15 protein-coding genes are annotated in these 15165 nt (G+C 34.9%); 7 read left to right on the forward strand and 8 right to left on the reverse strand.

What is annotated here, in order from left to right; genetic code table 11:
• Nucleotides 1-36 precede the first annotated feature (36 nt).
• The 4 genes from BMX53_RS03485 to BMX53_RS03500 all read right to left on the reverse strand — a co-directional run bounded on the left by BMX53_RS03485 (nt 37) and on the right by BMX53_RS03500 (nt 3143).
• Nucleotides 37-456 (reverse strand): hypothetical protein, encoded by a 420-nt coding sequence (locus BMX53_RS03485; protein WP_074744693.1) that lies wholly within the window; start codon nt 454-456, stop codon nt 37-39.
• A gap of 122 nt (nt 457-578) precedes the next feature.
• Complete coding sequence (locus BMX53_RS03490; protein ID WP_074744695.1) at nt 579-1940, reverse strand: sensor histidine kinase; 1362 nt, start codon at nt 1938-1940, stop codon at nt 579-581.
• The gene (locus BMX53_RS03495; RefSeq protein ID WP_080752479.1) at nt 1930-2649 is read right to left on the reverse strand and encodes a response regulator transcription factor; all 720 of its coding nucleotides are present in this window, start codon (nt 2647-2649) and stop codon (nt 1930-1932) included. The genes BMX53_RS03490 and BMX53_RS03495 overlap by 11 nt, the downstream gene beginning before the upstream one ends.
• Before the next feature lie 158 nt (nt 2650-2807).
• On the reverse strand, nt 2808-3143 hold the full coding sequence (locus tag BMX53_RS03500; protein ID WP_074744697.1) for a single-stranded DNA-binding protein: 336 nt from the start codon (nt 3141-3143) through the stop codon (nt 2808-2810).
• 161 nt (nt 3144-3304) lie between these two features.
• Here BMX53_RS03500 and BMX53_RS03505 point away from each other — a divergent pair, with 161 nt between their 5' ends.
• From BMX53_RS03505 to BMX53_RS03525, 5 genes are all read left to right on the forward strand, one after another.
• Nucleotides 3305-4834: a bifunctional GNAT family N-acetyltransferase/carbon-nitrogen hydrolase family protein gene (locus BMX53_RS03505; RefSeq protein ID WP_074744699.1), complete on the forward strand. Its 1530-nt coding sequence runs from the start codon at nt 3305-3307 to the stop codon at nt 4832-4834.
• A gap of 222 nt (nt 4835-5056) precedes the next feature.
• On the forward strand, nt 5057-6151 hold the full coding sequence (locus BMX53_RS03510) for a PCMD domain-containing protein (protein WP_074744701.1): 1095 nt from the start codon (nt 5057-5059) through the stop codon (nt 6149-6151).
• Between the two features lies 1 nt (nt 6152).
• Complete coding sequence (locus BMX53_RS03515) at nt 6153-6941, forward strand: porin family protein (RefSeq protein ID WP_038985253.1); 789 nt, start codon at nt 6153-6155, stop codon at nt 6939-6941.
• A 309-nt stretch (nt 6942-7250) separates the two neighbouring features.
• The gene (locus tag BMX53_RS03520) at nt 7251-8399 is read left to right on the forward strand and encodes a PCMD domain-containing protein (RefSeq protein ID WP_074744703.1); all 1149 of its coding nucleotides are present in this window, start codon (nt 7251-7253) and stop codon (nt 8397-8399) included.
• Nucleotides 8400-8416: 17 nt separating this feature from the next.
• Nucleotides 8417-9223, forward strand: coding sequence for a porin family protein (locus BMX53_RS03525; protein WP_074744705.1), 807 nt, complete (start codon nt 8417-8419; stop codon nt 9221-9223).
• Nucleotides 9224-9304: 81 nt separating this feature from the next.
• Here the strand turns inward: BMX53_RS03525 and BMX53_RS03530 are convergent, their stop codons facing one another.
• A complete protein-coding gene (locus BMX53_RS03530; RefSeq protein ID WP_074744707.1) occupies nt 9305-10576 on the reverse strand; it encodes an alkaline phosphatase family protein in 1272 nt (423 codons plus the stop codon).
• Between the two features lie 98 nt (nt 10577-10674).
• On the opposite strand from BMX53_RS03530, the gene BMX53_RS03535 reads away from it, so the two are divergent.
• On the forward strand, nt 10675-11466 hold the full coding sequence (locus BMX53_RS03535) for an NAD(P)H-binding protein (protein WP_074744709.1): 792 nt from the start codon (nt 10675-10677) through the stop codon (nt 11464-11466).
• Nucleotides 11467-11609: 143 nt separating this feature from the next.
• Entirely contained in the window at nt 11610-12449 is an 840-nt protein-coding gene (locus tag BMX53_RS03540) for a universal stress protein (RefSeq protein WP_074744798.1), read from the forward strand.
• Nucleotides 12450-12513: 64 nt separating this feature from the next.
• Here BMX53_RS03540 and BMX53_RS03545 read toward each other — a convergent pair whose 3' ends face one another.
• The 3 genes from BMX53_RS03545 to BMX53_RS03555 form a co-directional block, all read right to left on the reverse strand.
• Nucleotides 12514-13617 (reverse strand): AI-2E family transporter, encoded by a 1104-nt coding sequence (locus BMX53_RS03545; RefSeq protein ID WP_074744800.1) that lies wholly within the window; start codon nt 13615-13617, stop codon nt 12514-12516.
• Nucleotides 13618-13729: 112 nt separating this feature from the next.
• Nucleotides 13730-14383 carry a CoA transferase subunit B gene (locus BMX53_RS03550; RefSeq protein WP_063175353.1) on the reverse strand — a complete coding sequence of 218 codons (654 nt, stop codon included), beginning with the start codon at nt 14381-14383 and terminating at the stop codon, nt 13730-13732.
• 21 nt (nt 14384-14404) lie between these two features.
• Entirely contained in the window at nt 14405-15106 is a 702-nt protein-coding gene (locus BMX53_RS03555; protein WP_038985245.1) for a CoA transferase subunit A, read from the reverse strand.
• Nucleotides 15107-15165: the final 59 nt, after the last annotated feature.

Here is a 15165-nt window from a genome sequence, read left to right on the forward strand (position 1 = left end):
AATATTTCTTATAAGATACTTAGATATGATTCTATCTTAATTAAACACATCTTCGTCTGGATTATAACGCTTAAACTTGTGTTTTCCTCCACCACCGCCACCACCAGTGCTTCCGCCGCCTCCGCCGCCAGAACCTGGATTTATAACATTAGGATATTCTCCATCACTTCCTGGTAAATCAGCACATCTGAATGGAGTTGGTCCAGAAGCAGGAACACTTTTATATCCAATAATTTCTCCTCCATTGTTTTGAACATAACGTCTCGCACATTCTTCTCCATTAATTTCAATAATAGAACCATTAGATGTCTTAACAACAACTACAACAATATAGTTGTTTTGAACCAAGAAAGAAGCTTCTACTTTCGTAAAACTAGCTTCATTCTCTAAAGTTGAGGCATTAACTCCCCCAATAAAAGCGGTAAAAACCACACCTAGAATTAATAATTTTTTCATGATTTAAAAATAGTTAATTGGTTAATTACAAACAATATATGATTTTAAATCAAAAAAACAAAATATAATTATTTATAAATAACTCAACAATACAATTAAATACATAATACGTCTTACATACTCTATTCTAACCTAATAGTAAACGTAGTTCCTTTATTTACTTCAGATTGGACTGTAATAGTTCCTTTGTGTAAATCAATAACTTTCTTAGTCAGTGATAAACCAATACCGTTGCCATCAAAATGCTTACCATTCTCACCTCTAAAAAACGGCTTAAAGATGCCGTCTAAGTCCTCTGCACTCATCCCTAACCCCTGGTCTGTAATCTCAATAATCACAGCTCCATGATGGTTAGAGATACTAACAGTCCCGTGATGGTTATCTGAATATTTACACGCATTCTCTAATAGATTAGCGATAGCTACTTCTAATAGATAAGGGTTAGCATGTACTGTGACCAACTCTTCGCTGTCTATACGCTCATCTATCATAAACCCAAATGTATATCCAGCATTAGCTTTCTGTATCTTCTGACAAGCGTCTAATACTACCTCATCTACTCTAGTTGGCTTAAAGACAATCTCTGTAGGGTCATAGCTCGCCTTAGCGAAGTCTAGTAAACTATTAGATAGTCGAACCAATCTCTTAGCATCTCCTAAAGCATTCTCTATAGTCTTTACATATTTCTCTTTATCTTGTTCTTTCGCTAGTGATAGTTCTAACTCTGCTATTACTGCTGCTAATGGAGTGCGCAACTCATGAGATATATTAGAGACAAACTGCTTCTGTGAGTCAAAAGACTGCTCTAGCCTATCTAGCATGGTGTTAAACGTATTGCCGAGGCGGCTAAGTTCGTCTTGATTACTATCTGTACTAACGCGTAAATCAAGATTAGTAGCTGTGATATTATTAATCTCTTCATTCATTAACTTTAAGGGACGCAGTACACGCTCTGCAAAGAAGCTACCCACAAAGAATATCACGATAAGAGATACAATACTCAATATTAATATTGTCAAAAACAGATTGTGCAGCTTAGTATATCCGTACTGATCTAAAGCGATAGCAGTAACCACATAGTCTTTACCTCCACTACTATAGACAATACCGATGACTTGCCACTCCCCCTGAAATAGATGTACACGACCTTTAGATACAATCTGGTCAATCATCTCTTTAGTCTCCTTGACACTATCTATCTCCTCTGCATCGTGGTAGAGTAAATTAAAATCAAAGTCATATACAGCTACCTGTACTTCATTGATTACTTCATTGTTATACTTGTATATTTTATGCAGTGTAGACGATTTGACCTCTGTCTCTAGATAAAGTTTAGCCTTAGTAATAGCCTCTTTTTCTAGTTCTTCAAAGAATTCTACTTCTCTGTTTTTAGATGACGACCAATACACTACTACAGCGAATACCAATAAGATGGAAGCCACTAGTAGGGTAAACCACAGGGTTAGTCTAGTCTTAATTCTCATTGCTCTTTAGGATAAAGCCCATACCAGATTTAGTATGTATCAGCTTATTAGCAGGGTCTGTCTCTATCTTCTTGCGTAGATAGTTAATATACACATCTATAAAGTTAGTACCTGTATCGAAGTGTGTATCCCACACTTTCTCAGATATCTCTGTTCTAGATAGTACACGCTCAGGATTCTCCATCATATACTGCATCAGGTTAAACTCTTTAGGAGTCAAGTGTATCTCTTGTCCAGAACGTTTAAATACTTTTTCTTTTAGATCTATCTCTAGATCTGCATACTTCAGTGTATTCACCTCAGCAGATTGGATATGTTCAAAACGCTTTAGCAATGCTCTGATACGTACGTACAGTTCTCTAAGTTCAAAGGGTTTTACTAGATAATCATCTGCTCCTGCGTCAAAGCCTTCTACCTTATCATCAGTAGTACCAAGCGCTGTAAGCATTATAATAGGTATATGTGGGTGAGTTGTTTTGATTTCCTTACATAGATCTATCCCGTTAATCTTAGGCAAGATTACATCTGTAATGATTAAATCATAAGGTTTCTGTAAGGCAAGCTTTTTGCCTAAATAGCCGTCATAGGCTAAATCTACTTCAAAGTTTTGTTCTTCTAAACTGCGCTGAAGTAATTCTGCAACTCGGACGTCGTCTTCGATAACTAATATCTTATCCACAGTGTTAATGCTTAAATTATCATTCGCCAAGTTAAGGCTTTTTTTAAAAAAGAGAGTGATTACTCCCTGATTAACACAATATATCCGCCGCAGAATTACTTCATTAAACCCATTCTGTAACAGATAAGGGCAAAAAAAGTCGCTCAATATTGATTAAAATACTGAGCGACAACAGAAATAATAAAACTTTACTTACTGCCTAGAAAAACTAATTCTGAAACAGCAATTTCGGTAACATAGCGCTGATTACCATCTTTGTCTTCAAAGCTACGATTAACTAGCTTACCTTCGACAGCAATTTCTTTTCCTTTATTAACAAACTTGTCAACAATTTCGGCCAACTTCCCCCACACAGTAATATTGTGCCAATCACAAGACTCTACGCGTTCACCTGCATCGTTATAGTATACATCATTAATCGCTAATGAAAAGGTAGCTCGCTTCTTATTAGACTCATAAACCTTAACGACTGGGTCTTGTCCTACCCTGCCGATTAATTGCACTTTGTTTTTTAATGAACTCATAGCTCTTAGTTTTAGTAGTTAACAATTTGTTATTAAAAAAGATATTCATTACAAACAACATCAAAAACAACTCCGTTTTTTAACATTTATTTGAATTTATAATCAACACTTCTATTTACTTTGTTTTCTTTTATTCGTAAATTGCAAACAAAAAAATTATTATGGAAGCTACTATCAATAAAGTAGAATTAAGAAATTTATTAATTGACGATTACTTAGAACTTAAGAAGTCAATGCTTGAATCATATCAAGGATTGGAAGATTCGTATTGGAACAAAGAAGAAATCGAACAGTTATTAGAAGTCTTTCCAGAAGGACAACTTGTAGTACTTGTAGATGGTGTTGTAGTAGGTTCGGCCTTATCACTTATTATTGATGAAAAGCGTGCAATGTCTGCGCATACCTATGAACAGATCACAGGATACTCTACATTCAGCACACATGACCCTGAGGGAAATGTGCTGTATGGTATAGATGTATTTATACATCCTAAATATAGAGGACTAAGATTAGGAAGAAGGTTATACGATGCTCGTAAAGAGATGTGTGAACAGCTTAATCTAAAGTCTATCGTATTCGCTGGACGTATACCTAAATACTCGAAATATGCAGATGAATTAACTCCTAAGCAATATCTAGAGAAAGTAAAAACTAAAGAAATACACGATCCAGTAATGTCATTCCAGATGGCTAATGACTTCCATATGGTTCGCCTGATGCGCAATTATCTAGAGGGAGACACAAGTTCTAAGGAGTATGCTGTGTTACTAGAGTGGAATAATATCTACTATGAAAAGGATGTGCAACTGATCAATGCTAAAAAGAGTGTTATTAGACTAGGATTAATTCAGTGGCAGATGAGACCTCTTAATGATTTGCAAGAATTCTTTGACCAAGCTGAGTTCTTTATCAATGCGGTATCTGACTATGAGAGTGACTTCGCTATGTTCCCAGAGCTATTTACAGCACCTCTTATGGCTGACTATAACCACTTATCTGAGGCAGATGCGATACGTGAGTTAGCACGATATACAGACCCTATACGTAAGAAGTTTCAAGAGTTTGCCATCTCGTATAATATAAATATCATCACTGGTAGTATGCCTTATCTAGTAGACGGTATTCTATACAATGTAGGATTCTTATGTAAGAGAGATGGTACGTATGAGATGTATTCTAAGATACACATTACACCTAATGAGGTGCACTACTGGGGGATGAAGGGTGGTTCTACTATACAGACATTTGACACAGACTGTGGTAAGATTGGTATTATGATTTGCTATGATGTAGAGTTCCCGGAGCTATCGAGATTATTAGCTGATCAGGGTATGGATATCTTATTTGTACCATTCTTAACAGATACACAAAACGGATATACTCGTGTGCGCAACTGTGCGGCTGCTAGAGCCATCGAGAATGAGTGTTATGTAGCTATTGCAGGATGTGTAGGTAACTTACCTAAGGTAAATAACATGGATATACAGTTCGCTCAAGCAGCAGTATTAACTCCATCTGACTTTGCCTTCCCTACTAATGGAGTGAAGGCTGAGGCTACTCCTAATACAGAGATGACTCTTATCGTGGATGTGGATGTGGACTTACTTAAAGAACTTCACGAGCACGGTAGTGTGCGTATTAAGAAAGATAGACGTACTGACTTATACGAAACTAGAAAACTTAAAAAATAATCAATCAACGATAAATAGAAACGGCGCTTATATAAGTGCCGTTTTTTTTATGGGCGATACACAAGTTTACAACTGTGTAAAAACTATTGCTTCACGGATAAATTCAAATGATTTTATTTATACTTTTAACACAAAATACTAAATCACCACTGTGATGCATTCTTCTACCTGAACCATTATGGCAAGGATATTGCAAGGACATCTGAAAAAACAAAGACTTATATGAGACAATACATTAAAGCCTTATTACTACTTACTCCTGTGGTACTGACATCGTGTATAAAAGACGAAGAGTTAGATACTAATGCAGATATCTTAGAGGCTTATATTCCAAGCGAATATCTAAAGACTGATCCTATAATCACAAATACGTCGATAGAATTTAAGGTAAAGGCTAATATAGACTTAGAGAAACAAACTCCGTTCTTTATTATTTCGCCTAATGCTACTATGGATCCACCTAATGGTACCACACGTAACTATACAAATAGTCAAGAGGTGACTATCACAGCACAAGATAATAGATGGAAGAAAACATATATCGTCAGCTTTACTAGTGATGAGTTAAGTACGCTATACACGTTTAACAATGCTGAACTTACAAACAAAGACAGATACTATAGATTCTATGAGGTAGGATCTAATGGAGACAAAATATATGACTGGGACAGTGGTAATGAAGGCTATTCTACTGTAGCAGGAAGTACTCCTCCTGATGGATATCCTACTACAATAACTCCTGGTAGAAGAGGTGGATTCGCTGTTAAGATGCAGACTGTGTACACGTCTAAATCAGGGCAATTAACAGGTAATCCTATTGCTGCTGGTAACCTGTTTTTAGGAACATTCAAGCTTAATATATTCAATACATTAAAATCAACACGCTTTGGGCTTCCTTATACTGGTGAAATGCCTACTAGTCTAAGAGGTACTTTTAAATATACTGCTGGTAAAGTAGTTACTGATAGTGACTTTAAAGAAGTTCCTGGTGCGAAAGATAGTTTTGATATCTATGCGATACTATTCGAAACACAAAAGAAAGATAACTTTCAATATGGTGACCACGCTTTTAAAGATCCAAGAAATGTAGCTATAGCTAGAGTAGATGAAAAGGATAGAATAGAAACTAATTTATGGACTGAGTTTGATGTGCCGTTTAAATTATTACCAGGTAAGACGTATGATCCACAGAAAGATTATGTACTCGCTATAGTAATGACATCTAGTATCGATGGAGCAGAATTTAAAGGTGCCATCGGTAGTACACTTCTAGTGGATGAAATAGAATTAGTATACGAAAAAGAAAACAGTAAGTAACATGAACACATTATATAGATATATCAGTGCAATCATACTGACTTTAGGATTCAGCATAACTACAATCGCTCAAGAAAAAGACTCTACAGGATTTAAAGCTTTCTTTAAAGAGAATTTAGAGTATCAACTAAGAGGGCAGTTTAGTATTGGAGGTAGTACTCCTTTAGGGATGCCTGCACAGATTAGAGAAATCAATAGTTATAACCCAACCTTACAATTAGGATTAGAACTAAATGTGACTAAATGGTTCACTGATGAACATAAATGGGGTGTGCGTACTGGTCTACGTATGGAAGGTAGAGGAATGAAAACGGATGCCCGTGTAAAGAACTATTACACACAGATAGATGGAGGTGAGGGAAAACAAACGAAAGGATACTTTACTGGTAATGTAAAGACTACGATGAAGAACTCTTATATCACATTCCCTGTGCTAATGACTTACAATGCTTCTAAAAATTGGAATGCGTATGGAGGTCTTTATTTCTCAGGTCTGATCGACAAAGACTTTACAGGTTATGTATATGATGGTGTGCTAAGAGAAGACTCTCCTATAGGTACTCCTGTAGAGTTTGAAGGTGACGCTAAAGGTGATTATGATTTCTCTGACGAACTAAATAGATTCCAGTACGGGATACAGCTAGGCGGTGAGTACAAGCTAAATACGCACTTCCGCTTATTCGCTGACTTAAACTGGGGGCTAAATCAGGTATTCAAAAAAGATTTCGATGCTATCACTTTCAAAATGTATAATATCTACGCGAACATTGGTTTTGGGTATACGTTCTAGAGTTAAAGAAATATTAAACTATAAAGGTCAATCTATTAGATTGGCCTTTTTTATTTGAAAACCTTTTGACATAAACGCAAAGTGTACACATATTTTGGTATCAAACAGTAAAAATTTTGTCCCTAAAAATCACAATAAGATTATACTGTGTATGAAACAATACGTAAGGCTCATATTATTAACTCCATTTTTAGAAAACTATATTCATTAGTATATTCCTTATCTTTGCAAATTACTTTATTGACTTATATGTTAAGCCAATATTAAGTTTTAAAAACAAACATAAATAAATAACATAATACAAACCTTATGAGAATAAATTACTTATTTTTCACCCTATTGGCAATAGTAGGGATCACGTTCTCTTCTTGTATAAAAGATGAGGCGTTAAATGCTGAAGCAGATATACTAAAAATAATTGCAACAGACTCTATTCAAAGAACTTCTCCAAAGATAGAAAACACCAATATAACTGTTTATGTAAATACAGGGACTGATTTAACTAAACAAGCTCCTGAATTTATAATTACAGATGGAGCTACTATCTCACCTGCAAGTAAAACAGAACTAGACTTCACTGATTCACAATTTTACACTGTGACTTCTCAAGATGGTAAATGGTCAAAAAAATATAAAGTAACATACTCAACAGCTAAGTTACCAACTAAATACAACTTTGACAATTATGAAATCAGAATAAACAGTGATGACGAAGAGGAAAAATACTTTACTTTCTTTGATTATGATGAAGCAGGAATAAAAACATACCCTTGGACTAATGCTAACGCAGCTTTTTACTTCTCTGTAGGAGAAGATGCTACACCATATGACTACCCTACAACAATAAGCAAAGAGGGATATGATAAAAGTGCTATTAAATTAACAACAAAATCTACTGGTTTCTTTGGTAATATATTAAAAAAACCTATTGCTGCAGGTAGTTCATTCATCGGTCAGTTTGATGTTCAACAGGCATTATCTAACTCACTACTAGCAATCCACTTAGGAGCTCCATTTGATAAAGTACCTACTGCAATCACTGGTAAATTTAAATATGAATCTGGTAGTACTTTTGTTGAAGTAATAAACAAAAGAGTGATAGAGACCCCAGGTAAAAAGATTATAGACAAATTTGACTTGTACGCTGTTTTCTTTGAAAATAAAACTGAGGGTAAGAATATCTATTTAGATGGAACAAATAAATTTGATCATCCGAATATTGTTTCAATAGCTAGAATAGATCCTAGTAAAGCAATAGAAACAGATTCTTGGATAGATTTTAAAATTCCATTCGTAAATATAAATGGCAAATCTATAAATATCCAAAAACTAAAATCTGATGGATATAGTTTAACAATTGTTATGTCATCAAGTGTTGATGGTGATTTCTTTAAAGGTGCATTAGAAAGTACATTACTTGTAGATGACCTTGAAATAATTTATGAAAAAGTTAAATAACAAAAACAGACAAATCAATGAATCTAAATAAAATAATATTAGTTTGTGCTTTATCAATAGTTGCCATAACAGCAAATGCACAAACAAACGACTCTATCAACAATACTAAGATAGAGAGTAATCAATTTAAAGAATTTTTTACTCAAAATATGGATTACCAAGTGAGAGCTCACTTCAGTATTGGTGGATCTGCCCCTCTAGGAATTCCTGAAGAGATTAGAAGTATTGATAGTTATAATCCTGGGTTACAGTTAGGATTAGAAGCTAATGCTACTAAGTGGTTAACTGATGACAAACAATGGGGGGTTCGCTTAGGTCTTCGTTTTGAAAGCAAAGGAATGACAACAAAAGCTACTGTAAAAAACTATAAGACAGAAGTTATTGGAGATGGAGGAGAACGAGTTAAAGGATACTTTACAGGTGGAGTAAAAACAAAAGTTAGAAATACTTACCTTACAGTTCCTGTTTCTGCAGTTTATAAAATTAATGAAAATTGGAATGTATATGGTGGTCTTTATGTATCTGCTTTAATAGATAAAACCTTTGATGGATATGTATACGATGGATACCTACGTCAAAATACACCAACTGGAGAAAAAATGTTATTTGAAGGCGATAATACTGCTCCATATGACTTCTCTAATGAAGTACGTAAATTCCAATGGGGTACTCAAGTAGGTGCTGAATGGAAGATGAACAAAAACTTCTTCTTATTAGGAGAGTTATCATACGGATTTAATGGAGTGCTTAATAAAGATTTCGATGCTATTTCGTTCTCTATGCACAATATATACTTAAACCTAGGGTTTGGTTACCAATTCTAATTAAGTGTCTTAAAACGCAAATAAAAAGGCTTGTAGATATACCTACAAGCCTTTTCTTATTTATATAAACTCAGTATATGTTTATTTAACTAATACTTTGTTTGCTACTTTATCTGTTCCATCAATCGGTTCTGTAATATCAAGTCCTAATATCTTAGCGATAACAGGATAAACATCTATGTTCTCAAATGTCTCAATCGTTTTACCTGATTGGATTTGTGGTCCTTTAGCTAAGAAGATAGCATGCATCTCTTTCACTGTATTGGGATCAAAACCATGACTACCTGCTAACTTTCTATTCGTAAAGTAATATGGTGCTTCAGCCGTTACTACAATATCTCCAATTCTACCAAAACGGTCGTGCTCTTTGCTAAAGTTAAACTCTTTAGGTAAGTCTTCCGTTTTATACACTTTCATGTATTTAGGATTACTTGCTTTTTTGATCTTCTTATAGTACTTATCTATTTCTTTCTTATCATTGATAAATGCACTGATATACGTACCATTACTTGCTAACTTCATCTCATCACCTTTAAGCTTTAATGGGAAACTTAATAATGTATCTTGATCTAATGCTAACATTCCGTGGTCAGATACAATTACATAGTTAACAGGTAAGTTAAGCTTATCTACTGCCGCTACTAACTTCTCGATAGATTGGTCTGCATAGTGAACAGCCTCTTCTGTCTCTTTAGCATCTGGCCCAAAGCTATGACCTGCATGATCTACATCCGGTAAGTAGAATGTAATGAAGTGTGGACGTTTCTCTTCTGGTAACTCTAACCAATTTACTACTTCCTTAATACGTCCATCCATATCAAACTTCTCTGAATATGCATAGTAATATGATGGATATGTATCTTTAATAGGAGCTTCTGAACCTGGCCAGTAATAACAAGCACTCAGCATACCTTGTTGTTCTGCTAATACCCATAATGGAGTCCCTCCATACCAAGCAGGATCGTGTACTGCTTTAGCATTTCTTAAAGAATATCTCTCTTCTATCTTAGGATCGTACATATTATTACCTACTAATCCATGGTGTGATGGATATAACCCAGTAGCTATAGTATAGTGGTTAGGGAATGTAACAGATGGGTACGATGGCTGCATCGATTCTGCTCTAACACCTTCTTTACCAAGTTTCTCTAAAAACTTCGTTCCATATTTCTCAATATAGTCATATCTAAATCCATCGATAGAGATCAAGATTACATAAGGTTTATCTACTTGTTTAGGGTCATTAACACGGTTTTCAACGACTATTTGTTTCTGTACCTCTTGAGCAGTAATAGCATTAGAGGATAATAAACACAATCCTAAAGTAAGTAGGGGGAATATTAATTTCTTCATGTTGTTTTGTTTTTCTCGACCAAATATCCGTAGATAAATTTATCCTTACAAAGTAAATGACTATTTTTATAACTATTTTAAACATTACTTCGCTATATATGAAACATATAAGTATACTAGGCAGTGGGTGGTTAGGAACACCATTAGCCGAAAACCTAATCGATAAAGGATATTACGTCAAAGGATCTACTACTACTCTAGCCAAAATGAATATACTAGAGGAACATAAAATAAAGCCTTATCACATAAACCTTTATGAAGACAACATCCAGTTTTTAGATCCCTTTATAGGTAATGCTGAACTACTAATTATCACCATCCCACCTATCAGAAACGAGCCTACACCTACATATGCTGATAATTTTAAAAAGCTAATACCTTACCTACATAAGCACAATATAAAAAACGTGATTATGATGAGTTCTGTCTCAGTATATGCTCCACAAAAAGAAGAAATAACAGAAAATAACCAACTATTCTCTACAGAGCCTACCGCTGTTCAGATCAGAGAAGCTGAAGATGTATTGCTAAACGAAGCTGGTATTAACACTTGTATTTTGCGCTTAGGAGGATTATTTAGTGAAGACAGACGACCTGTTGATTATATCGTGAGAAGAGAGATATTAGATAATCCAGAACTACCGATTAACATGATACACCTAGATGATATTATTACATTATCTAGTGCTATTATAGACAAAGGTTTTTCAGGTAATCATATTTACAATATCGTATCTCCTAAGTACACGAGTAGGTTAGATTATTATGCTCAAGAAGCAGAGAAACACAAGCTAACTCTACCTCCACTTGGTGAGAATAATAGCGATTTTTATAAAAAAATCAGTGGAAATAAGATAGCAGAGGTTACTAACTTATCATACAAGTTTTAGGTAAAAAAACTACAATTATTTAAATTTAGGTCATAGTTTATCACACTTAAGCAATATATCTGTGTCATTAATTCTATTGAGATAAAAATAAATAATCATCGTTTTTTTCACTAACTTGTATGCAAGATGAAAGTACCTATATTATGAAAAAGATATTATTCCCAACTGACTACTCAGAGACTGCAAATAATGCATTCAAATATGCTTTACAGTTAGCTGACTATAGAGATGCAGAGCTTTATGTTCTTCACGTTTATGACCCACCTGTAATATCAGGAGGTATTAGCCCACACTTAGTCGAGAATGTGCTTAAGAAAACTTCTTTTGAGAAGTTAGAACAGTTACATGCTAATAGTCCTGCTCTAATCGAAATGAGAAAAGAGTTGAACCTAGAGCACGTTGAAGTACTATTCAAAGTAAAAGAAGGATTGCTTATCCCTGAGATACTGCATGCTATCGAAGAAAACGAAATAGATTTCTTAGTAATGGGTACTGATGGAGCTAGCTCTAGTTTCCAAAAGAAACTTTTAGGTTCTAATACTGTGAATACAATCTCTAGAGTAGATATACCTGTAATGAGTATTCCTAGAGAAGCTCACTTTAAACAATTAGAGAATATTATCTTTACTTCTCGTTTTGAATTAGAAGAAGAATCTACTTTAGACGACATCATTAAAGGAGCAGAAGCAAATAACGCTCATGTAAAAGTGGTACATGTTAAATCTAAAGGATGTACATCTTGTGAAGAGGTTTATAATAAATGGAAAGAGAAGTATAAAGATTCTCCAGTAAGTTTCCATTTATTCAATGCTGAGAATATAGAGAAAACATTATTAGACTTTATTGAGCATGAGAAAGTCGATACAGTTGCTACTATTAAAAGAAACAAGTCTTTTATAGAAAACATCCTTTCTAAAAGCATCACACAGCACTTAGCTAAGCATCTAAAAGTTCCTTTCTTCGTGTATAAATCAAAGAAATAAGACTTCAATAATAACAAAGAGGCTATCTGAATCAGATAGCCTCTTTTATTTCTTATCATTAGCTCTAATGCTCTTGTTCTTCTTTTATCTCATCTTCTACCACAATATCCTTAGGTAAACTCTCTTCACCTAATAAATATCCCCATGGTCTAAGACTCTCCACTCTATCACAGATAATCTTAATAATAGCTAAGGCAGGAATAGCTAGTAACATACCAGAAATTCCCCATGCCATCTCTCCAAGAATAAGTCCTATAATAACCACTAGTGAATTTACTTTTACTTTAGACCCCACTATCTTAGGCATTACAATATTTCCATCAATAGCATGTATAACCACAAAACCAATCAATACAAATAACACTTTAGCTCCTGATGCAGTAGCAAAAGTAATTAGAACTGTAATAATCAATGCTATAAGAATACCAACATAAGGTAGCACATTTAATATCCCTGTGATAACAGCAAGCATCAAAGAATACTTAATGTCTAAAATAGCAAATACAATAAGTGCTAATGTACTTACGATAATCATCTGTAATAACAATCCTACTAAGTACTTCTTAACCATATGCTGTATAGCATGCACAGTATCTAATACCTTATCTCTGTGCTTATCATGGAACAACATTAATACAAAACGTACTAGATGCCCTCTGTATATCAACAGAAAAACTGAATACAAGAAGGTAAAGACAATAAACATCACTAAAGTAGATAGTGAGCTCATAGCTGCTCCGAGTATATCCGTACCAGTCTTTAACGAGTTAGATGCTGCTGACTCTATATAGTTTAACTGATGTTCTTTAGCTATGCCAAACTTTGTGTACACCCACTCTTGTATCACACCTACACTATCCATAAGTTGGCTTTGAAAAGCTGGCCACTCATCCTCCAGATGGACTAGCTGCATACCTATCAAGAACAAGACTCCAACTAAGACAGAGAGAGCTATTAATACAACAATGATAGAAGCAATACCACGAGAAAACCTAAATTTAGTCTCTAAAAACTGACTAAAGGGCACTAACAATGATGCGACCAAAAGCCCAAGAAATAAGGGTACAAATATATTCTCCAGCAATATAGCCATATAACTAAATACCACTAGGCTCAATAACACACAGGTTACCTTTAGATATAAGGGATAATTAACAAACTTATTCATGCTTTTTTTGATATAAAAATACTCAAATACCTCGTTACTCCACATAACGTTAAAATAAAAAACAAAATACAACAATAAAAAAAGAGCTCATTAGAGCTCTTCTATTCCATTATTATATACTCATCTCTGGTATATCACCCTCGATGATTAAAGTTACCTCTGTAGCCTTTACAATGTCTTCTACAGACACTCCAGGTGCTCTCTCTAGCAACTTGATACCTTTATCCGTTACTTCCATTACTGCTAACTCTGTTACGATCTTCTTCACACATTTCACACCAGTAAGCGGCAGCGAACACTCTTTTAGAATCTTAGACTCACCTGCTTTATTCACATGCATCATAGCTACGATGATATTCTCAGCAGACGCCACTAAATCCATAGCACCACCCATTCCTTTCACCATCTTACCAGGTATCTTCCAGTTAGCTATATCTCCTTGTTCTGACACTTCCATAGCCCCTAGAATAGTAAGGTCAACATGCTTTCCACGTATCATACCGAAACTAGTAGCTGAGTCAAAGAACGAAGCTCCTGGCAAACTTGTGATTGTTTGCTTACCAGCATTAATCAGATCTGGATCCTCTTCACCTTCATACGGGAATGGCCCCATACCTAATATACCGTTTTCACTCTGAAATTCTACATTCATCCCTTCTGGAACATAGTTCGCTACTAAGGTCGGGATACCTATACCTAAATTTACATAGAAGCCATCTTTTACTTCTTTTGCTATACGTTTTGCAATTCCTACTTTATCTAACATAACTTAAGTTTAAAAAGGTGATTAATTCTTAGAACGAACAGTGCGTTGCTCAATTCTCTTCTCGTAATTCTTTCCTTGGAAAATACGCTTAACGAATATTCCAGGTACATGAATCTCATTTGGGTCTAACTGACCTGCTGGCACCAATTCTTCAACCTCTGCTACAGTGATCTTAGCTGCCCCAGCCATACATGCATTAAAGTTACGTGCAGTTCCCTTAAAGATTAGGTTACCTGCTTCATCTCCTTTCCAAGCCTTTACAATAGCAAAGTCTGCCTCAAAAGCTAGTTCTAATATATGTGGTTTACCATGAAACTCTCTTACCTCTTTCCCTTCAGCCACTTCAGTACCATATCCAGCAGGAGTATAAAAACCTGGGATACCCATCTGAGCTGCTCTACATTTCTCAGCTAAAGTCCCTTGTGGTGTAAGCTCTACTTCAAGTTCTCCTGATAACATCTGACGTTCAAACTCGGCATTCTCACCTACATAAGAAGAAATCATCTTCTTAATCTGACGTTTTTGTAATAATAATCCTAACCCGAAGTTATCTACTCCAGCGTTATTAGAGATACAGGTAAGCCCTGTTACATTTTTCTCCACTAGCTCAGCTATACTATTCTCAGGGATTCCACATAGACCAAATCCTCCAAGCATGATAGTCATATCATTCTTTATATCTGCTAATGCTTCTTTCACACCAGCTACTTTCTTATTGATCATAATTATAGGTTTAGTTATATGCTCCTAAAAATACAAAAAAAAACGCCTTTTCAAAAAAG

Source organism: Myroides marinus (genome assembly GCF_900109075.1).
In the GTDB taxonomy this organism is placed as follows: Bacteria; Bacteroidota; Bacteroidia; order Flavobacteriales; family Flavobacteriaceae; genus Flavobacterium; species Flavobacterium marinum_A.